Origin of the sequence: Nonomuraea sp. NPDC059023, from assembly GCF_042740095.1 — a bacterium.
Taxonomy (GTDB): domain Bacteria; phylum Actinomycetota; class Actinomycetes; order Streptosporangiales; family Streptosporangiaceae; genus Nonomuraea.
On sequence record NZ_JBHYIO010000021.1, the window covers coordinates 195,452 to 220,263 of the forward strand.

General features: G+C 72.8%; 21 protein-coding genes. 8 read left to right on the top strand and 13 right to left on the bottom strand.

Features of this window, described 5'->3' with window-relative positions:
* Positions 1-67 precede the first annotated feature (67 nt).
* Complete coding sequence (locus ACFWYW_RS32475) at positions 68-3,451, bottom strand: beta-N-acetylglucosaminidase domain-containing protein (protein WP_379616876.1); 3,384 nt, start codon at positions 3,449-3,451, stop codon at positions 68-70.
* A 327-nt stretch (positions 3,452-3,778) separates the two neighbouring features.
* Here ACFWYW_RS32475 and ACFWYW_RS32480 point away from each other — a divergent pair, with 327 nt between their 5' ends.
* Both ACFWYW_RS32480 and menC read left to right on the top strand, forming a co-directional pair.
* A complete protein-coding gene (locus ACFWYW_RS32480; RefSeq protein ID WP_379616878.1) occupies positions 3,779-4,543 on the top strand; it encodes a GNAT family N-acetyltransferase in 765 nt (254 codons plus the stop codon).
* A complete protein-coding gene (gene menC / locus ACFWYW_RS32485; RefSeq protein ID WP_379616880.1) occupies positions 4,540-5,640 on the top strand; it encodes an o-succinylbenzoate synthase in 1,101 nt (366 codons plus the stop codon). The genes ACFWYW_RS32480 and menC overlap by 4 nt, the downstream gene beginning before the upstream one ends.
* Here the strand turns inward: menC and ACFWYW_RS32490 are convergent.
* From ACFWYW_RS32490 to ACFWYW_RS32520, 7 genes are all read right to left on the bottom strand, one after another.
* Positions 5,637-7,205: a Na+/H+ antiporter gene (locus tag ACFWYW_RS32490; RefSeq protein WP_379616883.1), complete on the bottom strand. Its 1,569-nt coding sequence runs from the start codon at positions 7,203-7,205 to the stop codon at positions 5,637-5,639. The two genes, menC and ACFWYW_RS32490, sit on opposite strands and share 4 nt — an antisense overlap.
* An 85-nt stretch (positions 7,206-7,290) precedes the next feature.
* Positions 7,291-8,583, bottom strand: coding sequence for a M24 family metallopeptidase (locus tag ACFWYW_RS32495; RefSeq protein ID WP_379616885.1), 1,293 nt, complete (start codon positions 8,581-8,583; stop codon positions 7,291-7,293).
* Positions 8,580-9,488: an ABC transporter ATP-binding protein gene (locus tag ACFWYW_RS32500; protein WP_379616887.1), complete on the bottom strand. Its 909-nt coding sequence runs from the start codon at positions 9,486-9,488 to the stop codon at positions 8,580-8,582. Before ACFWYW_RS32500 ends, ACFWYW_RS32495 begins: the two co-directional genes overlap by 4 nt.
* Positions 9,485-10,276, bottom strand: coding sequence for an ABC transporter ATP-binding protein (locus ACFWYW_RS32505; protein ID WP_379616889.1), 792 nt, complete (start codon positions 10,274-10,276; stop codon positions 9,485-9,487). The genes ACFWYW_RS32500 and ACFWYW_RS32505 overlap by 4 nt, the downstream gene beginning before the upstream one ends.
* Positions 10,273-11,154, bottom strand: coding sequence for an ABC transporter permease (locus ACFWYW_RS32510; RefSeq protein ID WP_379616891.1), 882 nt, complete (start codon positions 11,152-11,154; stop codon positions 10,273-10,275). Before ACFWYW_RS32510 ends, ACFWYW_RS32505 begins: the two co-directional genes overlap by 4 nt.
* Positions 11,151-12,197, bottom strand: a complete 1,047-nt coding sequence (locus tag ACFWYW_RS32515; protein ID WP_379616893.1) for an ABC transporter permease — start codon at positions 12,195-12,197, stop codon at positions 11,151-11,153. Before ACFWYW_RS32515 ends, ACFWYW_RS32510 begins: the two co-directional genes overlap by 4 nt.
* The gene (locus ACFWYW_RS32520) at positions 12,194-13,774 is read right to left on the bottom strand and encodes an ABC transporter substrate-binding protein (protein ID WP_379616895.1); all 1,581 of its coding nucleotides are present in this window, start codon (positions 13,772-13,774) and stop codon (positions 12,194-12,196) included. The genes ACFWYW_RS32515 and ACFWYW_RS32520 overlap by 4 nt, the downstream gene beginning before the upstream one ends.
* Positions 13,775-13,910: 136 nt before the next feature.
* Here ACFWYW_RS32520 and ACFWYW_RS32525 point away from each other — a divergent pair, with 136 nt between their 5' ends.
* Complete coding sequence (locus ACFWYW_RS32525) at positions 13,911-14,504, top strand: Lrp/AsnC family transcriptional regulator (RefSeq protein ID WP_246509277.1); 594 nt, start codon at positions 13,911-13,913, stop codon at positions 14,502-14,504.
* 2 nt (positions 14,505-14,506) lie between these two features.
* Here the strand turns inward: ACFWYW_RS32525 and ACFWYW_RS32530 are convergent, their stop codons facing one another.
* A complete protein-coding gene (locus tag ACFWYW_RS32530; protein WP_379616897.1) occupies positions 14,507-15,721 on the bottom strand; it encodes a glycosyltransferase in 1,215 nt (404 codons plus the stop codon).
* 63 nt (positions 15,722-15,784) lie between these two features.
* Here ACFWYW_RS32530 and ACFWYW_RS32535 point away from each other — a divergent pair, with 63 nt between their 5' ends.
* Complete coding sequence (locus tag ACFWYW_RS32535) at positions 15,785-16,279, top strand: ion channel (protein WP_379616899.1); 495 nt, start codon at positions 15,785-15,787, stop codon at positions 16,277-16,279.
* Here the strand turns inward: ACFWYW_RS32535 and ACFWYW_RS32540 are convergent.
* Positions 16,276-17,163, bottom strand: a complete 888-nt coding sequence (locus tag ACFWYW_RS32540) for a multiprotein-bridging factor 1 family protein (protein ID WP_379616901.1) — start codon at positions 17,161-17,163, stop codon at positions 16,276-16,278. The two genes, ACFWYW_RS32535 and ACFWYW_RS32540, sit on opposite strands and share 4 nt — an antisense overlap.
* Before the next feature lie 53 nt (positions 17,164-17,216).
* Positions 17,217-18,494 (bottom strand): proprotein convertase P-domain-containing protein, encoded by a 1,278-nt coding sequence (locus ACFWYW_RS32545; protein WP_379616903.1) that lies wholly within the window; start codon positions 18,492-18,494, stop codon positions 17,217-17,219.
* 298 nt (positions 18,495-18,792) lie between these two features.
* Here ACFWYW_RS32545 and ACFWYW_RS32550 point away from each other — a divergent pair, with 298 nt between their 5' ends.
* Both ACFWYW_RS32550 and ACFWYW_RS32555 read left to right on the top strand, forming a co-directional pair.
* A complete protein-coding gene (locus tag ACFWYW_RS32550; RefSeq protein WP_379616905.1) occupies positions 18,793-20,760 on the top strand; it encodes a hypothetical protein in 1,968 nt (655 codons plus the stop codon).
* 51 nt (positions 20,761-20,811) lie between these two features.
* Positions 20,812-21,501, top strand: a complete 690-nt coding sequence (locus tag ACFWYW_RS32555; protein ID WP_379616906.1) for an SDR family oxidoreductase — start codon at positions 20,812-20,814, stop codon at positions 21,499-21,501.
* 4 nt (positions 21,502-21,505) lie between these two features.
* Here ACFWYW_RS32555 and ACFWYW_RS32560 read toward each other — a convergent pair whose 3' ends face one another.
* Both ACFWYW_RS32560 and ACFWYW_RS32565 read right to left on the bottom strand, forming a co-directional pair.
* Entirely contained in the window at positions 21,506-22,429 is a 924-nt protein-coding gene (locus tag ACFWYW_RS32560) for a phosphotransferase (protein WP_379616907.1), read from the bottom strand.
* 2 nt (positions 22,430-22,431) lie between these two features.
* The gene (locus ACFWYW_RS32565) at positions 22,432-23,187 is read right to left on the bottom strand and encodes a tRNA(His) guanylyltransferase Thg1 family protein (RefSeq protein WP_379616909.1); all 756 of its coding nucleotides are present in this window, start codon (positions 23,185-23,187) and stop codon (positions 22,432-22,434) included.
* Between the two features lie 175 nt (positions 23,188-23,362).
* Between ACFWYW_RS32565 and ACFWYW_RS32570 the strand changes: the two genes are divergently transcribed.
* Positions 23,363-24,130, top strand: coding sequence for a hypothetical protein (locus ACFWYW_RS32570; protein WP_379616911.1), 768 nt, complete (start codon positions 23,363-23,365; stop codon positions 24,128-24,130).
* Positions 24,127-24,714: a hypothetical protein gene (locus ACFWYW_RS32575; protein ID WP_379616913.1), complete on the top strand. Its 588-nt coding sequence runs from the start codon at positions 24,127-24,129 to the stop codon at positions 24,712-24,714. Before ACFWYW_RS32570 ends, ACFWYW_RS32575 begins: the two co-directional genes overlap by 4 nt.
* The last annotated feature ends 98 nt before the right edge of the window (positions 24,715-24,812 follow it).

The following is a 24,812-nucleotide window of genomic DNA, read 5'->3' on the forward strand; positions in this document are numbered from 1 at the left end:
CTCTCACTGATTTCGTGCTTCACAGCGAAGGGGCGTGACATCCCGTTCCACGGCCGTTCCATCGGGGTCAGGCGGCCGCCCTGACCTCCACCTCCCAGAGCGAGTAGCCGAAGTCGGTGGCCCGCCGTACCCCTTGGACGCGCAGGTGGCGGGTGACGTTGGGCCGGTCGATCCAGAGCGTGTCCACGCCGCCGTCGCCCGCGCTGACCTCGGCCAGCGGGGTCCAGGCGGCGCCGTCGGTGGAGGACTCGACGCGGTAGGCGGCGCCGTACGCGGTCTCCCAGCGCAGCACCACCTGGCCGGCGTCCACGGCGGTACCGAGGTCCACCTGGAGCCACTCGCCGTCCGCGGGCGGCGACGACCAGCGGGTGGCGGGGTCGCCGTCGACCGCCTTGCCCGGCTCGAACGTGGTGCCGCCCTCGACGCCGGAGGCCGTGGCGGTCCTGCCCCTGGCCAGGTTCTCCGTCCCGACGGGCCGGTGGGCGGTGACCTCGACCTTGGTCGTCACACCGGCGAAGGAGATCTCCAGCGTGCCCGAGCCCGACGGCGTGAACACGACCGGCACCGTCAGCAGCCCGCCGCGCGGCAGCGTCAGCCGCCGGTCGGCGGGCAGCTTCCATCCCCGCGGGCCGCGGACGGCCAGCGTGCCGCCCACGTCGGCCGCCCGCTCGCCGCTGACGCTCAGCGTCGTCGTCGCCTCGGCACCCGCCGCGCTCTCCAGCGCCGCCGGGTCGGCCGCCAGGATCACGCCGGGCACGTCCGCGTAGCGCGGGACGATCTCGGCGACGCTCGGCGCCGCGCCGCCGGGCGTCCAGGCCAGCCGTACCGCGTCCGCGGTGGTGTCCGCGAGATCGATCTCCGTGTACGGCCCCGCCAGCCGCCCGATCGTCCGCCACTGCCCACCTGCTCTGACCTGCACCGACGCCTGCCCGGTACCCACAACGGCGACCCGGTCGAGCACCCTGGGCCGCGACAGCGCCGCCTCCAGCGCGTCACCGGCGGCGGGCGCGGCCGAGGCGGTCCAGGCGGTGGCGAGGTTGCCGTCCGCGGCGGCGGCCAGGCCGGTGCCCGCCGGAGTGCCGGTGACCGTGATGCGGGTACGGTCGTCGTCCGGCGTCGACACCTGGAACTCGCGCACGACCAGCCAGTTGGCGTTGGCGCCCGTGGCGCGGTAGCGGACGTAGCGGGCGCGGGTGCCGTCCGGGGCGGTGGCCTTCACCTCGGCCGTGGTAGCGGTGGCCAGCGGCGTCCAGGCGGCGCCGTCCGGGGAGTGCTCCAGGACGCCGGCGCGGATGTAGTCGTCAGGGCTGCCCTGCTTGCCCATGAGGACCGCGACCTCGCCGATGGACCGTACGGAGCCGAGGTCGAGGGTGACGGCGTCGCCGGGGCCGGGGGCGTTGTTGCTCCAGTAGAAGGTGGCCGGGTCGCGGTCGGTCATGCGGTCCGGGGTGTTGTCCGCGTAGGTGCCGAGGGTGCTGGAGGCGGACGGGCGCTCGTCGGCCACGCCGATCCAGCGGTCGAGCTCCTTCAGCGCGTCCTCGACGAAGCGGTCCATCACGCCGTCGCCGACGCGGGGGAAGGTGCCGGCGTGCGGCTGGCGCGGGTCGCGGATGGCCTTGGCCCGCGTGACCAGGTCGAGCGCCTCCTGCCTGGCGCGCACCGCCGTACGTCCGTCGTCGCGGCGGACGGCGTCGAGCACGTCGAGGGCCTTGAGCACCGCGCGCGACCAGAGCCGGGCGGCTTCCAGCCACGACCCGGCCTCCTCCAGGAAGGCCCGGTCGGCGACGCCGCGCTCGATCACGGCGGGCGCGGCCAGCAGCCGCTGCGCGTGCTCACGCAGGGCGTCCCTGGCACTCGCGGCGGCTTCCGCGCGCTCGCCGGCTTCATCGGGTTTGGCGGGGGGCTGGGCGTTGTGTGTGGATCGGTCGCCGGCTCGCCAGGCGGGCCAGAAGCGGGCGATCTCGGCGGCCAGTGCGGGCGCCTGCCTGTGGTGGACGGTGCCGTCGTAGGTGTTGAGGTCGGCGAAGTCGCGCAGCGCCCGCACGACCTGCGGCGAGCCGCCCGCCACCTCGTCCAGCGCGCGCAGCCACGAGGCCTGCGCGTCGTAGACCGGGTCGTTCCACCCGAAGTCGGCGAAGGAGTACAGGGCGATCTCGCTGACCGCCGCCTGGTTCATCGGGTTGGAGATGATGCCGGCCAGGTGTTCCGACAGGCCAGGCTCGCGCCCGGCGTAGTCGGCGATCTGGAGTCTGCCCGGGTTGTAGTCGTTGACCGGGTAGTTGTCCCAGATCAGGATCTCGTGGCCGAAGACGCGCCTCGCCTCGGCGGCGTGGGCCTTGGTGATGGTGGCCGGGATGACGCCGAGGCCGGTCCAGTGCACGACGACGTCCTTGCCGAGGACCTCCCTGACGGCCTTCTTGTAGGGCGTCTCCCTGGCGTCGTAGTACTCGGTCGGCACCATCTGGACCGGCGCGACGTCGCCCTTCGAGCGCGCCCACGCCTGGGCGGCGTTGACCAGGTCGCTCTGGGCCCGTCCCGCGCCCGCGCCGCCGGGCGGGCCGTATTTCGCCTGGTCGCCGGCGCAGTTCCACCGGCCGGCGTCGATGTCGTCGAGCGCGACGTTGAAGGCGCGCGCGCCGAGCCCGTAGATCGCCTCGAACTTGGCCAGCAGCTTGGCCACGTCCGCCTGGTCGGTGTAGCAGACGGACAGGCCGGGCGAGAGGGCGAAGGTGAAGTCGACGTGGTTCCGGCGGGCGCGGGTGACGAGCTCGCCGAGCTGGGCGAGCTTGTCCTGCGGGTACGGCTCGCGCCACCGGTCCCGGTGGTAGGGGTCGTCCTTGGGCGCGTACTCGTAGGTGTTCATCTTGTGGGCGCCCAGGTAGTCCAGGTGGCTCAGCCGGTCCTGGTGGGACCACGGCGTGCCGTAGAAGCCCTCGATGGAGCCGCGGTAGCGCATCGACGGCCAGTCGCGGACCTCCACGCCGGGCATCCGGTCGCGGCCGTGGCGGCTCTGGACGAGCTGGCGCAGCGAAAGGGCGGCGTAGTAGGTGCCGTCGGCGTCCACGCCGTCCAGGACGATGTCGCCGCGCCCGGCGGCCAGGACGTAGCCCTCGGCGGGCAGGCCGTCGGCGTTCTTGACGCCGAGCCTGGTCAGGCGGGCGTCGCCGTCCCCGAGCCAGACGGTCACGGGGGTGCGGGGGTCGGTCCCGTCGGTGGTGGTCACCCGCTTGACGCCGGCGTCGGCGAGGACCTTCCTGACGACGGCCTCGGCGTGGGGGTCGCTCTCGCTGGTACGGACCAGTCCCACGACGGACGGGATCGGGAAGCCGTCGGAGCGGGGCTTCAGCTGCTGGGCCACGGGGGCGAGCCGGAGGGTGCCGGCCGCGGCGGGAGCGGCGATGAGCAGGGGAGTCGCGAGGAGGGCGGTGGCTAAAAGACGGTTCAGGTGCACACTGTCTCCTAGACGAGAAGGTGCCACCATAGGATCATCCTCCCCGCAACTGGTCAATACCAGTACAAGTCACGAATATCCCTGGTACGGACCAGGCGGGCTCTCCGGCCCGCCCCGAGCCGGAGGGCGGAACGCCCGCTCATGAGACCCGACCTGGTCGTCCGCCCCGGCGCGGTACGGACCGCGCCGTACCCGCCGCCCCGACGAAGATCGGGCCATTGGGCACGCGCACCAAGGGTGCGGGGGTGCTTGGTGGGCTGGCACGAATCGACGCGTCCTCACGATGGTTTACCGTCGCCGTGACAACGGACGACTCGGAGGGCATGCGTGATCGCGATCAGGGAGCTTCACGAGATCGCGGACCTGGAAGAGGTCCACGCGCTGTTCGGTGATATCTGGCATTTCGACCCGGGCGGCGAGCCGATCTCGGTCGAGCTGATGCGGGCCTTCTCGCACGCCGGCAACTACATCACCGGCGCATACGACGGAGCCACACTGGTGGGCGCGTCGGTGGGCTTCATGGCGGTCGGCGGCGTACTGCACTCGCACATCACCGGTGCGGCCGTCGGGCGCGGCATAGGGTTCGAGCTCAAGATGCACCAGCGCCGCTGGGCACTGGAGCGCGGGCTGACGCGCATCTCCTGGACCTACGACCCCCTGGTGCGCCGCAACGCGCACTTCAACCTCGCCAAGCTGGGGGCCAGGCCGCACGAGTACCTGCCCAGCTTCTACGGGGTCATGGGCGACGCGATCAACCAGGGCGACGAGTCCGATCGGGTGCTCGCCGTCTGGGACCTGACCGCGCCGCACGTCGAGGCGGCGGTACGGCGGGAGCCGTACACGCCGGACATCCCCACGGGAACGGTGATCGCCCTGCGCAACGAGGGCGGCAGGCCGGTGCCCGGTGACATGGACGCGCCGGTCGTGCTGGTGGCGATCCCCGCCGATGTGGAGGGGTTGCGCGGCGTTGATCCGGGAACGGCCAAGGCGTGGCGGCATGCCGTACGCGACGTGCTGGGCGGCATGCTGGCCGAAGGCCGCAAGGTCACTGGATTTCATGACAAGAAGTACTACGTAGTGGAGAAGGCGTGAAAATCACAGGAGTAGAGCTGCGCAGGATCGCGATGCCCTTGGTGGCGCCGTTCCGCACCTCGTTCGGCACCGAGACCTCGCGCGACGTGCTGCTCGTGCGCGTGGTGACACCGGACGCCGAGGGGTGGGGCGAGTGCGTGGCCATGTCGGAGCCGCTCTACTCCTCCGAGTTCGTCGACGGCGCGGCCGAGGTGATCAAGCGGTTCCTGCTGCCGTCGCTGCCCGCCCAGGTCGACGCGTACGGCGTGGGCCGCGCCCTGGAGCCGATCAAGGGCCACCGGATGGCCAAGGCGGCCGTGGAGACCGCGGTGCTGGACGCCCAGCTGCGCGCGGCCGGCGAGTCGTTCGGCCGCTTCCTGGGCGCCGAACGTGACCGGGTGCCCTGTGGCGTCTCCGTCGGCATCATGGACTCCATCCCCGAACTGCTGGAGGCCGTCGGCGGCTACCTGGACGAAGGCTACGTCCGGATCAAGCTGAAGATCGAACCCGGCTGGGACGTCGAGCCGGTGCGCGCGGTGCGCGAGCGCTTCGGCGACGACGTGCTCCTGCAGGTCGACGCCAACGCCGCCTACACGCTCGTGGACGCCCGCCAGCTCGCCAAACTGGACGACTTCGAGCTGCTGCTCATCGAGCAGCCGCTGGCCAACGACGACTTCGTCCAGCACGCCCAGCTCGCCAAGCAGCTGAGGACCCCGATCTGCCTCGACGAGTCCATCGAGTCGGCCGAGCACGCGGCGGCCGCGATCGCGCTGGGCTCCTGCTCCATCGTCAACATCAAGCCCGGCCGCATCGGCGGCTACCTGGAGGCCCGCCGCATCCACGACCTGTGCCGGGCGCACGGGGTCGCGGTGTGGTGCGGCGGCATGCTGGAGACCGGCCTCGGCCGGGCCGCCAACGTGGCGCTCGCCGCGCTGCCCGGCTTCACGCTGCCCGGCGACACCTCGGGCTCGCGCCGCTACTACGCGACCGACATCACCGAGCCGTTCGAGCTGCGCGACGGCCACCTGGACGTCCCCGCGGGACCCGGGCTCGGCGTCGAGCCGATCCAGGCGATACTCGACGAGGTCACCACGTCCACCGAGTGGATCACGCTCTAGCCCAGATTCCGCAGGTCGAGCTGGCGCAGCACGCGTGAGATGACCTGCGGGTCGGCGTCCGGGTCGCGGCGCGCGTCCAGGACGGCGCGCCGGGCCGCCGACATCATCTCGTCGTTGACCCGGCGCACCACCCTGAAACGTTCGAGGCGCTGGCCGAACGCCTCGCGGCGTTCCTCGTCGGCCAGCTCGGGGCTGATCCGTACCGCGATGTCGGACAGGCGGCGGCCGAGAATCTCCACCATGTCGTCGGGCACCTGCTCGGTGTCGACGAGCTCCCTCAGCCGCTGCTTCGCCGCGCCCGCGGCCTGCTTGGCGAGCCTGCGCTCGAAGGCGCGTTCCGCCTCGGTGTCGGAGGTGACGCCGAGCAGGCGTACCACCCAGGGCAGGGTCAGGCCCTGCACCAGCAGCGTGGCGAGGATGACCGCGAACGCGACGAAGACCAGCACGTCGCGCTGCGGCACCTCCAGCGGGATGGCCAGCGCGAGCGCCACCGAGGCCACGCCGCGCATGCCCGCCCACCACATCACGACCGTCTCGCGCCAGCTCATCGGCGTCTCGGAGTCGTCGCCGCGCAACTGGTGCAGCCGCCTGGCCAGCGAGGCGGTCGGCAGCAGCCAAAGCAGCCGGACCCCCACGACCACGGCGACCACGATCAGGCTCCACACCATCACCTCGCCGAACCTGCTGGTCACGGTGCCGAGCACGTTGTGCAGCTCCAGCCCGATCAGCCCGAACGCCACCCCGGTCACCAGCGTGTCCACGACCTGCCAGAAGGCGGCGCCGGTGAGCCGGCCGATCGAGTCGTCGGCGTCGCTGGTCTTCTCGCGCAGGTAGAAAGCGGTGGTCAGCACCGCCAGCACGCCGGAGCCGAGCAACTGGTCGGCCAGCACGTAGCTGGCGTACGGCACCAGCACCGACAGCCCGATCTGCAACGTGGGATCGCCGAGCAGGCTGTCCAGCCGGGCCGCCACCCACCCCACCCCGAACCCGACCACGACCGCCACCACCGCCGACAACACCAGCTCGCCCGCCGCGACCGGCCACGAGAAGCTGCCGGTGAGGGCCGCGGCGATCGCCACGTGGTAGAGCACGATGGCCGTCACGTCGTTGAACAGCCCCTCGCCCTCCAGCAGCGACACCAGCCGCCTGGGCAGCCCGAGCGAGCCCGCGACGCTGGTGGCCGCGACCGGGTCCGGAGGGGCGACCAGCGCGCCCAGCGCCGCCGCCGCGGCCAGCGACAGGCCGGGCACCAGCGCGTGCGCCACCCCCGCGACCGCCGCCGTGGTCACGAACACCAGCGCCACGGCCAGCAGGAAGATGGGCCGCCAGTTGGCCGCGAACTGCCGCCACGAGGTACGGCTGGCCGCCGCGTACAGCAGCGGAGGCAGCAGGGCCGGCAGCACGAGCTCCGGCGGGATGTCCACGTTCGGCACGAACGGCAGCACCGCCAGCACGATGCCGTACAACGTCATGAGCACCGGTGCCGGCAGCCCCAGCCGGTCGCCGAGCGGCACCGTGACCAGCGCCCCGAGCAGCACGAGCATGAGCAGCACGAACTGGCCCACGACACCCCCCGATGATCGTCGTCAACCAGCGTGCCACAGGGCACCGGGAGAAAAGGCGCACCTCGGCCCCGGGTCTTGGGGGTCGTCAGCGGTCGAGCACGAGGAGGGCCGGGGGCGGGGTGGTGAGGAGGCGTGGGGCGGACTCCGTGCAGACGGCCACGTCGGCGAGGCGGGCGCCGAACAGGTCGGGGAGGTAGACGGCCGGTTCGAGGCAGAGCGCCATGCCGGGGGCCAGCGTGGTGGGGTCGGCGGGGGACAGGTGCGGCGGTTCGTCGCCGGCCAGGCCCACGCCTCTGCCGTAGTGGCCGGCGGCGAACTGGCCGTAGCCGGACTCCTCGATCATCGACTGGGCGGACCTGGCGACGGAGGCGGCGGGGAGGGCCTGCCGTACACCGTCGAGGGCGGCGCTTTGAGCGGCGAGGACCACCGAGTACAGGGCGTCGAAGTCCTCCGGCGGCTCGGCCACCGCGAGAGCCCTGGCCACCTCGGCGCAGTAGCCGTCCCACCGCCCGCGCACGGCGACCTGGAGCGCGTCGCCCGGGTTGATCACCCGGTCGGTCGGGCGGTGCGCGGGGACCGCGGTGTGCTCCCCGGCCGCCACCTGAACGCCCAGGATCTCCTCGCAGCCGCTCTCCAGCATCGCGACCCGCAGGTGGCGGGCCATGGCGCGTTCGGTGGCCCCGAACCACCGCCACTCCCGAGCCCGCGCCACCACCCCGTCCGCCGCCGCGGCCGCCGTGGCGATCGCGTCGAGCTCGCCTGCGTCCTTCCGCAACCTCAGAGGCGCGAGTACGGCTCCCGCCGGCACGAGCTCGGCGTCCACCGACAGTCCGAACAGCTCCCGCACCCGCATCTCCGGATCCACCCCGACCCGGCGGGCCGCGGCCGGGATGAGCGCACCGGGTGTGGTGGTCTCGGCGTAGTCGTCCCGCGTGACCACCAGGAACCCCTCGCCCCGCCCGCCCAGGAACCGGAAGTCGGGCGAGGGCCGCAGCACCAGCGCGTCCACCTCGGCCGCGGTCATGGCAGCCCGCACCGCCTCCACCCGCTCAGCCGGCCCCGCGCCTTGCCCGTCCTGCCTGGGCCCGCACACGACAGGCCGGTCCTGCCTCTGCCCACGGTCCTGGCTCAGCCCGCTCGCGGGTGGCTGGTCCTGGTCGTGTCCGCTCGCCGGAAGCGCGGCGCCGGGCGAACCGCCTTCGGAGGACGTGTCCTCGGCCAGGCAGTCTTCCACCTGACCGCCTTCCCCCTGACGGGGCTTGGCCGTGGCCTCGGGGGAGCTGGAGGGGTGCGGGGTGGCGGCCGAGGGGTCGAAGCCCGGGGTGTCGGACCCCGGACGGCCGGAACCGAGGGGGCCGGGGTCGGGTGTGGGGGTCACGTGGGCTCGTGGAGCCAGCAGGCGACCGGGCCGAAGTCCGGCTCCTTGTCGCGGCAGACGTCCATCACGTGCGGGCAGCGCGGGTTGAAGCGGCAGCCTCCCGGCGGGCTGGCCGGGTCGGGGACGTCGCCGGGCAGCTCCGCCGGCAGCGTGCCCTGGCCGTCGGGCAGGGGGATCGCGTTCAGGAGGGCCTGGGTGTAGGGGTGGCGGGGGTTGTCCCACACCTCGGCGGTCCCGCCGATCTCGACGATCTTGCCCAGGTACATGACGGCGATCCGGTCGGCGATCAGGCGTACCACGGACAGGTCGTGACTGATGAACAGCAGCCCGGCCCCCGACTCCACGGCGAGGTCGCGCATCAGGCGGGCCACCTGCGACTGCGCCGAGGCGTCCAGGGCGGAGATGGGCTCGTCGCCGATGAGCAGGCGGGGCTCGGCGGCCAGCGCGCGGGCGATGGCGATGCGCTGCCGCTGCCCGCCGGAGAACTCGTGCGGATGGCGATCGGTGAACTCTCTCGGCAGGCCCACGCGTTCGAGCAGGTCGGCCGGGGTGGCGGTGCTGCCGCGCGCCACCCGCAGGCCGTCGGCGATCTGGTCGCCCACGCGCCGGCGCGGGTTGAGGGAGGCGTACGGGTCCTGGAAGACCATCTGAATCCCGGTCAGCGTACGGCGCCGCAGCCCGAGCGGCGTCACCGGCTGTCCCTCGAACCGGATGGCGCCCTCGGTCACCGGGTTCAGCCCGCAGACGGCTCTGGCCAGCGTCGACTTGCCGCATCCCGACTCGCCCACGAGGCCGACGACCTCACCGGCGCGCACCGTGAGGCTGGCCCCGGCGACCGCGCGGACGACGGGACGGCCGGGGGAGCGGTGCTCGACGACCAGGTCGTCGATGGTGAGCAGGCTCATGAGCGCTCCTCGTCGGGTGCGGGGGCGAGCGGACTCTCGGGCAGGGAGGCCAGGAGGGAGCGGGTGTAGGGGTGGTCGGGGGTGCGCAGGACGTGGGAGCGGGGCCCGCTCTCCACGATCAGGCCGTCCTTCATGACGCTGACCTCGTCGGCCACCGCGGACATCACCCCGAGGTCGTGGGTGACCAGCAGTACGGCCAGCCCCAGCTCGTCGCACAGTCCGCGCAGCAGCCGCAGGATGCCGGCCTGGACGGTCACGTCGAGCGCCGTGGTCGGCTCGTCGGCGATCAGCACCCGGGGCGAGCAGGCCAGCGCGATCGCGATGGCGATGCGCTGCCGCATGCCGCCGGAGAACTGGTGGGGGTAGCGACCGTACGCCTCGTCGGCGCCGGGGATGCGGACCTTGCCGAGCAGTTCGACGGCCCGCGCCCGCGCCTCGGCCTTGCCCAGCCCGAGGTGGTGGCGCATGTGCTCGGTGAGCTGCCTGCCGACGGTGAGCATGGGGTGCAGGCTGGTGGCGGGGTCCTGGAAGACCATGGCGACCTCGCCGCCGCGTACCTTGTTGAGCTCTTTGGCGGACAGTTCGAGCAGGTTGCGGCCGTTGTGGACGATCGAGCCCGTCGCGCTCGCGCCGTGCGGGAGCAGGCCGAGGGCGGCCAGGCCGGTCATGGTCTTGCCGGAGCCCGACTCGCCGGCCAGGCCGTGGACGCGGCCCTCGCGCAGGGTGACGGAGACGCCCTTGAGGATCTGCCGTCCGTGGATGTCCACCTTCAGGTCGGTGATCTTCACAGTGCGCGCTCCTTGATGGCGCGGGCCGTACGCGGGTCGAGGGCGTCGCGCAGGGTGTCGCCGAGGAAGTTGAAGGCCAGCACCACGGTCAGAATGGCGAGACCGGGAAAGGTCGCCACCCACCAGGAGTCGAAGACCTCCACGCCCGAGGCGACCATCGCGCCCCACTCGGGCGAGGGCGGCTTCGCGCCGAGGCCCAGGAAGCTGAGTCCGGACAGGAGCAGCAGCGCGGTGCCGATGTCGAGCGTGGCCAGCACCAGGACGGGGCCGGTCACGTTGGGCAGCACGTCCACGCGCAGCGAGCGCCAGGGCGAGAAGCCGAGCAGCCGCCCGCTGAGCACGAACTCCCGCTCGCGCACGCCGAGCACGAGGCCGCGGGTGACGCGGGCGTAGGCGGGCCAGGCCACCACGAGTACGGCCAGCACCGCGTTGGTCAGGCTGGCCCCGAGCGCCGCGGCCACGACCATGGCCAGGATGACCGTGGGGAAGGCGAAGACCAGGTCGGCGATCCGCATGATGGTCTCACCCACCCACCTGCCGAAATATCCGGCGGCGGCGCCGAGCAACCCGCCGACCAGCACGCTCATGGCCACCAGGAGCAGGGTGAGCGGGATGGAGACGCGGGCGCCGTACATGACGCGGCTGAGGATGTCGCGGCCGAGCTGGTCGGTCCCGAACCAGTGCCCGGGGCCCGGCTCGGCCAGGCGGGGCAGGTCCTGCGCGAGCGGGTCGTGCGGGGCCAGGAACGGCGCGGCCAGCGCGATGACCAGCCAGGCCACCGCGATGACGGCCCCGGCGACGGCCAGCGGCTGCCGCCACGCCTCGGGCACGCGCCGCCTGCGGGGCGCGAGCGGGTCACGCCTCAGAGCACGCCTCATTGCAGCCTCACTCGCGGGTCGATGATCCCGTACAAGACGTCCACGATCAGGTTGATGACCAGGTACACGACGCCGACCACCAGGCCGACGCCCATCACCGCGGGCAGGTCGAGTGAGGTCGCGCTCTTGTACGCGTACTGGCCGACCCCCGGCCAGGCGAAGATCGCCTCGACCAGCACGGTCCCGGACAACAGCGAGCCGAACGCCAGACCGGCCACGGTGATGATGGGCACCAGGGCCGAGCGCAGGACGTAACGGAACAGGACCGTCCGCCCGGGAAGGCCCTTGGCCCGCGCGGCGCGCACGTAGTCCTGGCCCAGGACCTCCAGCACCGCGCTGCGGGTGAAGCGGGTCAGCAGCCCGATCGTGTAGAGGGCCAGCACCAGCGCCGGGGTGATGAGGTGGCCGACGGCGCTGGCGAAGACGTCCCACTGCCCGGTCAGCGCCGCGTCGAGCGTGTGCAGGCCGGTGATCGGCCCCGGCGCGGTCATGCCGGGGTCGATGCGGCCGCTGCCCGGGGTGAGCTGCAGGCGGTAGAAGAAGACGTAGAAGGCCAGCAGCGCCAGCCAGAACGTCGGCACCGAGATGCCGATCAGGCTCAGCACCCGCAGCAGGTGGTCGGGCAGCCGGTCGCGGCGCAGGGCCGCCACGACGCCGAACGCCACGCCCAGCACCAGCGAGATCAGGATCGCCGCCCCGGCCAGCTCCAGCGTCGCCGGGACGAACTCGGCGAGGTCGTCGCTGACCGGGCGGTGGCTCTGCTGGCTGGTGCCCAGGTCGCCCTGGAGGATGCCCCGCAGGTGCAGCAGGTACTGCTCCGGCAGCGGCTTGTCCAGGCCGTGCTCGGCCTTCCACTGGGCGACGATCGCCGGGTCGCCGAGCGCCCGCTGGCCCAGGTTGGCGGCGACGGGGTCGCCGGGCACCATGTTGGTCAGCACGAACGTGACCAGCGTGATCCCCCAGGCCAGCAGCAGGGCGATGAGGATCCGGCGGATCAGGAACCGGGCCAGGGGGTGCCTGGCCCGGGTGCCGGTGGCCTTCACTTCACGCCGAGGTCGGCCACGTCGACGGTCCAGACCGGGTGGTACTCCAGGCCGGTCACCGTGGCGGCGGTCACGATGTTCTGGCTCGGCTGGATCAGCGGGACGAACGGGCCGCCCGCGTTGAGCTTGGTCTGGACGTCGTGGTAGACGGTCTTGCGGGCGTCGTCGCCGATGGTGGCCGCCGCCTTCTCGCCGGCCGCCTCGATCTCCTTGGCCGCGCCGGGCTTCCATCCGGCGCGCAGGCCGACCGTCTTGCCGGGCAGGAAGGCCAGGTAGTCGCTGGGGTCCGGGTAGTCAGGGCCCCAGTACCACAGGCCCATCTCCTCCTTGCCGTTGCGGTAGTTGTCCAGGGCGGTGGCGACCGGCGCGGGGGCCAGTTCGACCGTGATGCCGACCTCCTTGAGGTTGGCCTGGATGCGCTCGGCCAGCGGCTGGAAGGACAGGCCGTTGACGGTCAGCTCGCTCGGGTACTCCAGCTTGACGCTCGGGTTGGACAGCCCGCTGGCGGCCAGCGCGGCCTTGGCGCCCTCGACGTCCCGCTTGGCGGCCTGGTCGGCGGGCAGCGCACCGAGCAGCTGCGACGGGATCACGCCCGGCGCCTGGGTCGAGCCCTCACCGGCCAGCTCCAGCAGGCCCGCGTAGTCGACGCCCTTGCGCACGGCCTCGACGAACTTGGCGTTCGTGGTGGTCTTGCTGATCTCGGAGTTCTGGTTGGCCAGCAGGAAGATGACGTTGGCCGAGGCGGTCTTCTTGACCTGCAGCGTGTTCGGCATGCCGGTGACCTGGTCGCCGGACAGGTTGAGCGCCACCTGGCTGTCGCCGCGCTGGACGTTCAGCTTCTGCGTGGCCGCCTCGACGTTGCGGATGACGACCTTGTCGTAGGCGGGCTTGGTCCCGTAGTACTTCGGGTTGGCCTTGAGGACGACCTGGCTGCTGACGTTGAAGGACTCGATCGCGTACGGGCCGGAGCCGAGCGAGGCCGAGTTGAGGTACTGCTCCGCCTTGTCCTTGGCGTCGGTGGTCGCGCCGTGCTGCTGGGCGACCTTGCTGTTGATGATCCCGAGCGCCGGGTTCGGCAGGATGAACGGCAGCGCCGGGTTGGCCGCCTTCGACGTCAGCTTGATCGTCGAGTCGCCGTCCTTGGCCACCTCCACGCCGTCCAGCAGGAACGACGGGGTGCCCTTCATGTCGCGCACGCGGGTCAGCGAGAAGACCACGTCGTCGGCGGTGACCGGGGAGCCGTCGGCGAAGACCGCGCCCTGCTTCAGCTTGAGCGTGAGCGTCTTGCCGTCCTGCGACAGCTCGTACGACTCGGCCAGCGCCGGGACGGGCTTGGTCACATCGGCGCCGTCGAAGGTGAGAAGCGTCTCGTAGGCCGCCTTGCCGATGATGAGGCCGGTCGGCTCGTAGGTGCGGCCCGGGTCGCCGGTCTTGAGGTCGAAGGAGGTGTCGATGACGAGGGTCTTGCCGGCTGCGGTGCCACCGGCAGCGGGGGTCTTGGAGCCGCCGCTTCCGCAGGCGGCGAGGGCGAGTGCACCGGCGAGCAGTACAGCCGCCGTCTGCGAGCGGGTCGCCATGGGTCCTCCAGATATTCTGTGAAAGTTGTCGTGGATTGTCCGGCAGAACGTCCAGCCCGTGTCACGTCGGTGAGACGGTTTGTCGAGGAGTGTGGTACTGATGGCGGAAATTTCCAGAAATGGTGGAGAGAGTGGGTTGCGCTCTGGACGGATCGGCATCGGCCTTGAGCTGGACGCCGTCCATTTGAAGATCCTGCAGGTCCTGCGCGAGAACGGCCGCATCTCGGTCGCCGCGCTGGCCGAGCGGGTGGGCATCTCGCGGGCGAACGCCTACACCCGCTTCGAGGCCCTGCGCGCCGACGGCGCCATCAAGCGCTTCACCGCCGAGATCGATCATGTCAGGGCCGGGCTCGGCATCACCGCGCTCATCTTCGTGACCGTGCGCCAGCAGATGTGGAAGCAGTTCCGCGCGGAACTGGCCCGGATGCCGGAGGTGGAGTACTGCGCCATCACCACCGGGCAGCACGACGCCATGATCCAGGTGCGGGTCTCCGACGTGGCCGAGGTGCACACGCTCGTTACCGACCGCCTGGCCGGCATCCCCGCGGTCAAGGCCACGGAGACCGTCTTCATCCTGGACGAGGTGCTCAAGCGGCCGTACGTGCTGCCCAGCGACGGGCCCCGCCCGCAGCGCCGCCAGGCTCCCGACCCGAGCCCGGCCGAGGTGCCGCTGGGCAAGATGCGCTTCGTCGGCGCCGCCGAGGGCCGCGCCGCCCTCCGGAAGGAATGAACCTAGCGGGCCGCGAGGGCCTCGATGCGGGAGACCGCCTCGGTCACGCCGTCCTCCGCGGCCACGCCGGCGGCGACGGCGCCCGCCGTACCGGAGAGCTCCAGGGCTGAGGCGAACGCGGCGGCCACCTCCGGCGCGCGCGGCCGTCCCCGCAGCGGCGGGGGCGCGACGCCCAGCCGGTGCAGGCGGTCGGCCCAGAACGGCTGGTCGCCGAGGAAAGGGCGGACGACCTGCGGAATCCCGGCGCGCAGGGCCGCCGCGACGGTTCCGATGCCGCCGTGGTGCAGGGCCAGGGCCACGCGCGGCAGCAGCCAGTCGTGCGGCGCCTCCTCGATCACCAGGACGTCCTCCGCGTCCTCGCCGGGGCGCAGGCCGCCCCAGCCCGTCGCCAGGATCGCCCGCCGCCCGGCCAGCCGCGCCGCCTCCACGACGGTCGCCGCGAGACCGCGCGGATCACGCCCCGCCATGCTGCCGAACCCCGCGTAGACCGGTGGCGGTCCCTCCTCCAGGAACGCGGCCAGCCGCTCTGGCGGCGTCCAGTCACCGGCGGCGGGCAGGGTCCAGAAGCCGATCGGATCCGCCCGCGGGGGCCAGTCGGCCGGCGCCGGCAGCAGGCGCGGGCTCCACGCGTGCAGCACCGGCCCGGCCGCGATCAGCTCCGCCGCCGGGCGGAAACCCTCGCACAGGCCCAGGACCTCCGTCCGCCACGTGCGCACCACCGAGCGGTAGGGCGCCTCGACCGCCGCCGCGACCCGCCAGGTGGCCCGGTTGACGGCGGGCGGCAGCCGTACCGGGAGGATGGGGGAGGCGAAGGCGGCGGTCGGCACGTACAGCGGCAGCAGCAGCCCGGCCAGCGACGGAATCCCGGCCTTCTCCGCCAGATAGGGTCCGCCGAGGGCCTTCGGGTGGTAGACGATCACGTCGAGGCCCGGCTCGATCAGCGCGGCCTCCTCGTCCAGCACCCGGCGCACCATCGGCTTCACCGAGCGCGCCGCCGTGATGGCCGCGCCCGCCCCCTGCCCCTTGACCTGGTCCTGAAGGTCGAGCATCTCGTCGGGCAGCGGCCGGAAGGCGATCCCGAACGGCGCCGCCAGCGACCCGAAACGCCGCGGCCCCGCCACGACCGGCTCGTGCCCGGCGGCCAGCAGCCCGCGCGCCAGCGCGACGTACGGCTGCACGTCGCCCCGGCTGCCCATCGTGAGCAGGAGCACCTTCACGTTTTCCCACTACCCCGGCGTGTCCCGCCCGAAGCCGGAGCCACCGTGCGGTCACAGTGAGTCATGGCCGATCGCCGCCGGTTGCTGACCGGCCTGCAGCACCTGGCCGTCATGGCCGGACTCGTCGCCCTCTACTACCTGGTCCCGCTGGGCGACGGCTCCAACGTGGCGCGGCTCGGGGTCGCGGCCGGGCTGTTCATGCTCGGCGTGCTGGTGCTGGTCTGGGTGTTCGGCCGGCACACGATCGCGGTCGCCCACCACGACAAGCAGGCCAGGCTGCGCACGCTCCTGCTGCTGCTGTACGTGGTCACGATCTTCTTCGCCCTCGGCTACCTCATGGTGGCCACGATCGACCCGGCCCAGTTCGCCGGCCTGCGCACACGCACGGACGCTCTGTACTTCACCGTCTCCACCATCGCCACCGTCGGCTTCGGCGACGTGCACGCGGTCGGGCAACTGGCCCGCGCGCTGGTCGCCACGCAGATCATCTTCGACCTGGTCATCCTCGCGTCCCTGGTCGGCGCCTACCGCGCCGCCATGACCCGCGAGGAACACTAGGCCCACTCCCACCGGACGCCGTGCACGCCGGGCCGTACCTCGACGTCGGCGATGTGCACCGAGTCCCAGCCGCTCAGCCGTAACTCGCCCACGTCGGCGGGCGGGGTCGCGGTCGTCGGCTGGTGCGTGCGGAAGCAGCGCACCGGCGTCGTCCCCGGCGCGAACTGCACGGTCAGCAGGTACGCGTGCGCGGGGAAGCGGAACCAGCGGTTGTAGAACAGCGCCTGCGGCCCGCGTTTCCTGTAGCGGAACTCGTACTCCACCACATAGGTCTCCCCGGCCGCCAAAGGCCGGTCGAACAGCAGTTCCAGCGCGGTCAGCCCGGCGGGCTCGTCCTTCTTGACCCGGCCCAGCCGGCAGAAGGACGCCGAGAAGTCCTCGGGCAGGTGCGAGCGCTCGTTGTAGTGGATGGCCACGTGCCGGTCCACGCCGTCCGAGCGGGCCTGGAAGACCGCCCGGGTGCGCACCGAGCGCTCGTCGCGGTCCGTCCCCGTGGTGATGTGGTCGTGGTAGGACAGCAGCGCGAGCTGTCCGTCGGTGACGTTCTTGATCTCGCCGAGAAGCCGCTGCAGGCTCCCCGCTTCAGGGCACAGATCGCGGTACGGCACCGCGCCCGGCACATGGCTCACCCAGCGTCCCCTCGGCCTGGGCGGACCCAGGCTGGCGATGAGAGTGTCACCCGGCAGGGCGAGGATCTCCTCCAGCGCGTGGAGCGCCCGGAGCGACTGCGATCGCTCCGGGCGGCACTTCCCGCGCTGCCAGTTGCTGAGGCTGGCCAGGCTGACCTTGATGCCGCGCTGGGACAGGCGGGCGTGCAGGCGCTCCAGGCTGAGTCCGCGCGCGGTGATCGCGTCACGGAGAAGGCGGTCGAAATGCTGCTCCATCGGGACAACTCCCCTGTTTCAGGAGTGATCAGCCCGAATTTACAGCGCATGTGTCAGAAAGTCAGGCTCCAGGCGTCGATGTAGCCCGAGTGGTTGGAGTCGACGTCCTTGACCCGTAGCCGCCAGGTGCCGTTCGCGGGCGAGTCGGCGGCGTTCTTCGTGTACGTCTCGTGGATGATCGTGCCGTCGTCGGCCGGCGCCGGATCGCGCAGCCGGTAGACCACGCCGGTCGGGCCGACGAGGTCGAGCTGCAGGTCACCGCGCCAGCCGTGGTGCACGTCGGCGTAGACGCCGAGCGTGGCGGGCGCGTTGCCCGGCACGCCGGTGACCGTGATCGGGGACTCGCCCTGGCCCAGGTCGGCGACGTCGACGTTGGCCGCGTTCTCGAACGTGCGGCCGCCGGGGGTCTCCGGGCCGTAGTTCTGGATCCAGTCGCCGACGTAACGGGTGGTGGTGCCTCTGCGGGCGCCGCCGCCGTACGCGCCGGAGCCCTCGAAGTAGGTCCAGCCGCCGATGGTCTTGTCCTGCAGCGGGACCCACGAGGAGCCGCTCTTCAGCGCGAAGTGCACGTGGTTGCTGCCCGCCGAGCCGCCGCAGGGGATGCGGGTGCTGGTCAGGCCGAGGTAGTCGCCCATCTTGAGCTGGGTGCCGTTGGGGCGGATCTCGTTGAGCAGGTGGTAGTACTCGGTGGTCCAGCCGTTGTCGTGGATGATGCGGATGTGCCCGCCGTTGGAGCAGACCCAGTAGGCGCGGCCGGACTGCGCGGCGAGCACGCTGCGGTCGCTGGCCCGGCTGTCGAGGTCGATCGAGCTCCACGGCCTGGGCTGGCCCGACCAGCCGTGCGGTCCGCCGATGATCTTCCAGGAGGCGCCCTGCTGGTAGGGCAGGGACAGGCCGGTGGGGGCGGCCTGGGTCTGGGCCCTGGCGTTGCCGGCGAAGGTACGCTTCTCGCCGTCGCTGACCACGGACGTGGGCGCCCGCTGCGCCAGGGCGGCGAACTCGGGCGTGCCGTCCAGGCCGGCCTTCCATCCGGCGGCGGTGCGCTGGGCGACGAACAGCCAGCCCTCGGGGTAGGCGCCCTCGACGTTGGGCGCCTTGATCACCGAGGAGCCGAACACCCAGTCGCCCCGTGGGCTGCGGCGCTGCACGTTGACTTCGGTGCCGGCGCCGGCGGCGGCGAGTCGGGATCCGTCGGCCTGGCTGCGGGCGGTCATGAGCTGGACGACGGTCGAGTCGAGGTCAGGCTGGGAGGCTGAGGGGGCCGCCGCGCCCATGGACGCGGCGGAAAGGACGATGACTGCGAAAACGGTGGATAAACGGCGGTGCCTCATCGAAGGCTCTCCTTCTCACTCCGGAGGCGGTCTCTCGCCGTGTACCGTCCACCAGTCCGCGGCAGGGCAACAACCACCCGCTGGGGCGGCCGCCCCAATACGCTGATAAATCCGCCTTCAACGCTGAAGACGGCTTGTGTTCTGGCAGGTCGGCGGCATGAGCTGTTACTGGGGGATTGAAGTTTCAGCGTTGAGGCCGCCGGCGGAGATTTCCTGATAACGCCCTCACGGCCGCAATGCCTGCCGTACCTTCCTAGTCACGATATGCAGGCATGCGGACACGGACGGTGAAGTTGTGATGCGGCGGTCCATACGGGGGAACCGGATCCTCGCCAAGCCCTACCGGGACCTGGTCCTGCTCGGCTACCTCGCCCTGCCCGCGACCGGCGGCGAGGACCGCCGCCTGGCCTGGGCGCACCGGCTGGCCGCCGCCGCCGTCGCCCGCCACGGCAGGCTGGACGAGGCCGGCCTGCGCCGCGTGTTCCTGCGCAGGGTGCTGCGGCTGCGCCTCATGCCGTGGTCGGGGCGGCTCGGGCCGGTCGAGGTGGTGCCCGTCGTGGTGTCCAGGTCCGACGTCGCGCTCCTGCGCGAGCTCAACGGCCTCACCGGGGCGGGCCGTGCCGCCTACGCGATGCTCCTGCTGGAGGGCCGCCCGGCCGCCGAGGTGGTGGAGATCCTCGCGGGCGCCGGAGCCGCCGACCCCGGCGGCGCGCTGGCCGAGGCGAGGGCGGTGGAGCGGGCGCACGGCACCCTCGCCCTGGACCCGACCGTCGCCCGCGTCTACGGCCGCCCGCTGCGCCGCGCCCGGATCGCCTTCGCCGCCCTCCTGCTGCTCGGCGCGGTGGCCGTGGCCGCGCCCGACGTGGGCTCCGGCGGGCCGGTCAGCGCCGCGCCGCTGCGGGTCGAGCGCGCGCAGGCCGGTGCCTGGCGCGCGGGCACCGACCTCACGCTCGCCTCCTGGCCACCGCGCGGCTCACTCACCGACGACGTCGAGCTGGTACGGCGGGCCCAGCGAGCCTGGGGCTCCGGCCCTGTCCAGCTGATCTACGCGGGCGAGCTGGACGGGGTCCGGATCGTCCTGCTCCGCCGCCACGACCGGATCGCCCGCTTCACCACCACCGGCCACAACCCCACCACCGGCCAGCCCGCCACGGGCTTGACCGGCGCGCAGAGCGCTACGGCCGGTCAGAGCACCCCCGCCGGTCAGAGCACCCCGGACGGGCATGGCACCCCGGACGGCACCACGGCCGGGCAGAGCGTCACGGGCAGCAAGGGGCTTATGGGCGGACAGGCGACTTCGGGCGGCAAGGAGGCCATGGGCGCGCAGGGCGCTGCGGGCGGGCAGGGTGCTGCGGGCGGGCAGGGTGTCACGGGCGGGCGGGAGGTTGTGGGCGGGCAGGGTGCCGGCGGGGGGCGGGACGGGCTGGAGGTGTTGCCCGCGCCTCGGGTCAAGCCCGATGGCACGAGTCCGCTGAAGCTGCTCCTCACCCCGCGCGGCAACCGTTACCTGGTGCCCCCGTGGGTGACCGAGGTGTCGGCGGCGGCCCTGTCGGGCGGGGAACCACGCTGGCGCAAGATCGCTCTGAAGGACGGGGTCACCGCCCCGATCGCCCCCGATGTCACGGGATCGGCCGCCTCCGGGCAGGGGTGCTGGCGGGGGCCGGTGCTGCGGTTGCGGGCGCCGGAGATCGCGCACGGCATGCCGTACACCATGCTGGACTTCGGGAGGTTGTCGTCGGCGAGTGCCACCTACCAGCCGCCGCCACCGGCCGACGTGAACCGGTACGGGCCGTGGGAGCTGGACGCGCTGGAGGAGGGGTTCGGCGCGTGGCGGGCGCTGGGTTGCGTGCTCGACCGGCCGTCGGGGGAGATCCAGGCGGCGACGGCGTGGGAGTTCTGGGCCGGGCGGCTGCCCGAGGGGATTGGCGGGCGGTGGATGTGCCTGCGGTTGTCCGACGCGACCGGTGGCAACTCGGTGCGGGCGGTCCTGGTCACGCGGCGCGGCGGGCGCATCGTGGGCACGGCGACCGCGGCCAGGACCGGCACCTGGGACTGCAGCCGCCTGAGCCGGGACGTGGTCGCGGGGGCGACGTGGACGGCGCCCTCCGGCAGGCGGTACTTCGTGAGCGCGGGCAGCCGCCGGGTCGTCCGGATCACGCTCGACGGCCGCGAGAGCACCGGCCGGTACGCCGCCAAGGCCACGAGCGCGGCCCCCGCCCTGTCGGCCGTCAACGAGCACGGATACAAGGTGCCTGTCCTGAGGTGATCCGCCGGGTGTAGAGTGAGTTGGAAATTCAAACTCACTAGGAGGGCCGCCATGACCGGACTGCCGATCGAAGGCGCGGTCGCGCTCGTGACCGGAGGCAACCGAGGGCTGGGCCGGGCGTTCACCCGGGCCCTGCTGGACAGGGGCGCGCGGACCGTCTACGCGGGCGCCCGCGACCCGGGCGCCGTCACGCAACCGGGCGTCGTGCCGGTCCGGCTCGACATCACCGACCCCGACCAGGTCGCCGCCGGGGCCACGGAGCTCGGCGACGTCACCCTCCTGATCAACAACGCCGGGATCTCCCGCACCGGCGGGCTCGTCACCGAGCCCGACGCGCGGGCCGCGCGGGCGGAGATGGAGACGAACGTCTTCGGCACGCTGGAGATGTCCAGGGCCTTCGCCCCGGTGCTGGCCCGCAACGGCGGCGGCGCGCTGGTCAACATGCTGTCGGTGCTGTCCTGGATGGTCCTGCCCCAGGCCGCCTCCTACTCCGTCTCCAAGGCGGCGGCGTGGTCGCTGACCAACGGGATTCGCCAGGAGCTGCGCGAGCAGAAGACCCTGGTCGTGGGGGTCCACGCGGCGTTCATCGACACCGACATGGCCGCCCGCGTCACCCAGCCCAAGATCAGCCCGGCCGAGGTGGCCGCGCAGGCGCTCGACGCGGTCGAGCAGGGGCGCGAAGAGGTCCTGGCCGACGTGTTCACGCGCGAGGTGAAGGCCGGGCTCTCCGCGTCCCTGTGACCGGTCAGCGGGCCACGGCCGCCACGTATTCGCGGAAACCCGCCCAGGCCGTCCTCGTGTCGGGGTCGTCCTCATGCGGGGAACGGAAGTCCTGGACGTAGATGGAGATGTCGTCCAGTTGCCAGCGCAGCCGGAAGAAGTCCATGGCCGGCTGCGCGACCTCGTGACCCGTCGCCGCCGTGTACGCCTCCCGCGCCCGGCGGCACTCGCCCAGCGCCAGCCACAGATCCCGCTCGGGCGGGGCCAGCGCCACCGTGTCCCAGTCGATCAGCAGCCGCCTGGACCCGGCGCGCAGGACGTTGCCCGGGTGCGGCTCGCCGTGCGTGATCACCGTGCCGGTGCCGTGCGCGGCCGCCTGGGCGTCGAACCCGGCCAGGACCTCGCGCAGCTTCGCCGCGCCGTGGCCGGACAGGAGGCGGCGGGCCGGTTCCGCGTACGGGCCGCCTGTCCACGGCCGGTCGAGCTCGTCCAGGGCCCGCTCCAGGGCGGCGCGGCCGGTCAGCGACGGGTCGAAGACCGGGACGCCGGTGGCGGTGCTGCCGTGGAGGTCGGCCAGCAGGGCGGCCATCGCGGTACGGTCGGAGCCGGTCTGCTCCTGGCCGAACTCGCCGGCCGTACCCTCGACGAGGGGGTAGACCGTCAGCGCGTAGTGCGGCGGGAAGGCCGCGATCGGCGCCCCGTCGCGGGCGGGCAGCGGGCGGACCACGAAGTCGAGGTCCAGGCTCGCGGCGGTGCGCATCGCGGCGGCCAGGGCGGCGAAGGAGCGGGCCGGGCGCGCGGCGGTGACGAACCAGCGGCCGTCGGCCGTCCAGTGGTGGTCGCCGAAGCCGACCGGGGCGTGGGTCAGCCGCTCGAAGGGCAGGTCCCAGTGCTCACGCAGCGCGCGCAGCAGGTCGTCGGCACGGATGTCGGCGGGAGGGTTGCGCAAGGTCACGTCCTTTCGTGCAGCAGCCGCGCGAGCAGCCGCCGGTAGTCGCCCTTCATGGGCAGCTCGCGCTCGACGCGTACGCGCCGGCGCCGGGTGATCACGTCCACGCCGCGGATGGGGTCGTGGCCGGGGTGCTCGTGGTTCTCCCACCACAGGCCGACGCCGCGGCGCTGCCAGGCGGGCAGGGCGTTGAAGTCGACGCCGTGACGGGACAGCAGCTCGTTCTTGGCCGCGACGCTGGTACGTTCCAGCGCCCTGGCGGCCTCGTGCCGGCTCTGGCCGGTGCCGCGCAGCGTCCAGTAGGACCAGCCGTTGACCGCGCAGCGGGCCGCGTCCGCCTGCCGCCACGACAGGTAGTCGATCACGTCCTCCACGCCCGCGCCCAGCCACACCCGGCTGTCGAACTGCACCGGCTCGCCCGCCCCGTGCGTGAACGCCGAGGCGGCCACCGCGGCCGAGATCGACACCAGCTTCTGCAGCCCGCGGCCGAACATCGCGAAGTCGGGCGCCAGCACCACGGAGACCTCGTCGCTCTCGGTGTAGGCGTAGCGTCCGCCGAACTCCTCCAGCAGCGCGCGGGCCGTGTCCGCCATGATCGCCGAGAATCTCTCGTCGAACGGCTTGCCGTAGCGCCGTTCGGTATAGCGCGAGAAGTTGCGGCCGTCGACCCGCACGATCGCCCAGGCTCCGGGGTCCAGCCGGAGATCGTGGAATCGATCGCCGGCCCGCATCCGGGCTTCGAGTTCGCTGTAGTGCACACCCGAGCCTGGCACAGGATGCGGCGGCGCGGCATCCGGATTTGGCCCTGGCCGAAAAGTCCTGTTCCGTCCTGGCCGGGTCCGGCCAGTTCACCGAGATCGTCGGACACGCGGCTGCCGTACGTGATAGCTACGTGACGCACGGTAATCACGGCGATTCTCGGGAGAACAAACGATGGTGGCTTACGCGCTCGCGGTGGGGGCGGCGGTGGGCGTGGTGGCGCTCGCCGCCCTCGTGTTCAGGAAGATCGGCAAGGGCAGCGACGACAACGACCCCGGCGGTCCGTCGGTCGCGCACGCGGGCGCCATGCTGTCGGCGCTGTTCCTGATCGCGTTCGCGATCGCGATCATCGTCCCCTGGACCAAGGCCGACTCCGCCCGCCAGAACACCCAGACGGAGAGCCAGGCGGCCGTCGAGGCCTACTGGGCGGCCGACGGCCTTCCCCCCGCGACGCGCGACGCGGTCCGCTCCGGGCTGCGCGACTACGTGGGCTTCGTCGTCGACAGCGAGTGGCCGCTCATGGCCCAGGGCGCGGTCGACCCCGTCGGCGCCGAGCGGGTCGACGCGCTGCGCACGCAGGTGACCGGGCTCGCGACCAAGTCCGACGACGTGGCGGACGCGCAGGACCAGGTCCTCGCGCACGTCCAGGAGCTCGCCGCCGCGCGATCCCAGCGCGTCATCGACGCCGGGGCCACGCCGCCGAACGGCCTGCTCCTGCTGACGGCGCTGTCCGGCGTCATCGTGGTGCTGTTCCCGCTACTGGCCGGCGCCCGGCCGCGCGGCTGGTCGGTGCTGCCGCTGATGGCGCTGGCCGGGATGCTCGGCTTCGGCATCTACCTCACCTGGGACATCATGCGCGTCTTCGACGGGCCGCTCGCGGTCGGGCCCGACGCGTTCCGCGCGGCGCTGCAGGAGTTCGCCCGCATATCCGGGGGCGTGTGACCGTGGCTCTGCCGCGCACGCCGCTGCTGGTGGCGGCGATGACCCTCGTGCTGTGCGCGGTCGCGCCGGGCGCGGCCGCCTTCTCGCCTCCGCCCGACCACGCCACGGCCAGGTACGGGCAGGACCCGGAGCCGGACTCCGAGGCCGTGGCGGGGCCGGTGGACATCTCGCTCTGCCTGGAGCTTGGGCCGGTGAGCGTGCGGCTGGGGTGCGCGCAGGAGCCGCCTCCGCCGCCACCTCCGCCGCCCCCGCCCCCCGAGCCGACGCCGGAGCCCACACCGGAGCCGACCCCGGAACCGACACCGGAGCCGACCCCCGAACCGACGCCGACGCCCGTGCGGCCCACACCCACGCCCACGCGCTCACCCGCGACCCAGCCGGTGGTCCAGCCGAGGGTCGTCGAGCGTGAGACGGCCACACCGACCCCGTCCCCCAAACCGACACCCAGCGCGCGGCGCGCCCGCGTGCGCGTCCCCGAGCCCCCGCCCCCGCGCAGAAATCCGCTGGGCACGGTGCTCCTGCTGGTGGTGCTGACCACCGCGATCGCCTCGACGACCGCCGTGGCCTTCGGCGCCTTCCGTTAGCGCCGCCGTGGGGCCCCCCCCCCGGCGCGGGGGGCCCCCCCCGGGCGCCGGGGGGGGGGGGCGGGGGCAAAAAGATAGAAGTGAATATAAAAAAAAAA

What these genes read in the sequence shown, in the direction of transcription:
- ACFWYW_RS32570 (WP_379616911.1), top strand. Translation starts at nt 23,363, where the DNA reads ATGGTGGCTTACGCGCTCGCGGTGGGGGCGGCGGTGGGCGTGGTGGCG.
- ACFWYW_RS32520 (WP_379616895.1), bottom strand. Translation starts at nt 13,774, where the DNA reads ATGGCGACCCGCTCGCAGACGGCGGCTGTACTGCTCGCCGGTGCACTC.
- ACFWYW_RS32550 (WP_379616905.1), top strand. Translation starts at nt 18,793, where the DNA reads ATGCGGCGGTCCATACGGGGGAACCGGATCCTCGCCAAGCCCTACCGG.
- ACFWYW_RS32555 (WP_379616906.1), top strand. Translation starts at nt 20,812, where the DNA reads ATGACCGGACTGCCGATCGAAGGCGCGGTCGCGCTCGTGACCGGAGGC.
- ACFWYW_RS32535 (WP_379616899.1), top strand. Translation starts at nt 15,785, where the DNA reads ATGGCCGATCGCCGCCGGTTGCTGACCGGCCTGCAGCACCTGGCCGTC.
- ACFWYW_RS32500 (WP_379616887.1), bottom strand. Translation starts at nt 9,488, where the DNA reads ATGAGCCTGCTCACCATCGACGACCTGGTCGTCGAGCACCGCTCCCCC.
- ACFWYW_RS32545 (WP_379616903.1), bottom strand. Translation starts at nt 18,494, where the DNA reads ATGAGGCACCGCCGTTTATCCACCGTTTTCGCAGTCATCGTCCTTTCC.
- ACFWYW_RS32540 (WP_379616901.1), bottom strand. Translation starts at nt 17,163, where the DNA reads ATGGAGCAGCATTTCGACCGCCTTCTCCGTGACGCGATCACCGCGCGC.
- ACFWYW_RS32510 (WP_379616891.1), bottom strand. Translation starts at nt 11,154, where the DNA reads ATGAGGCGTGCTCTGAGGCGTGACCCGCTCGCGCCCCGCAGGCGGCGC.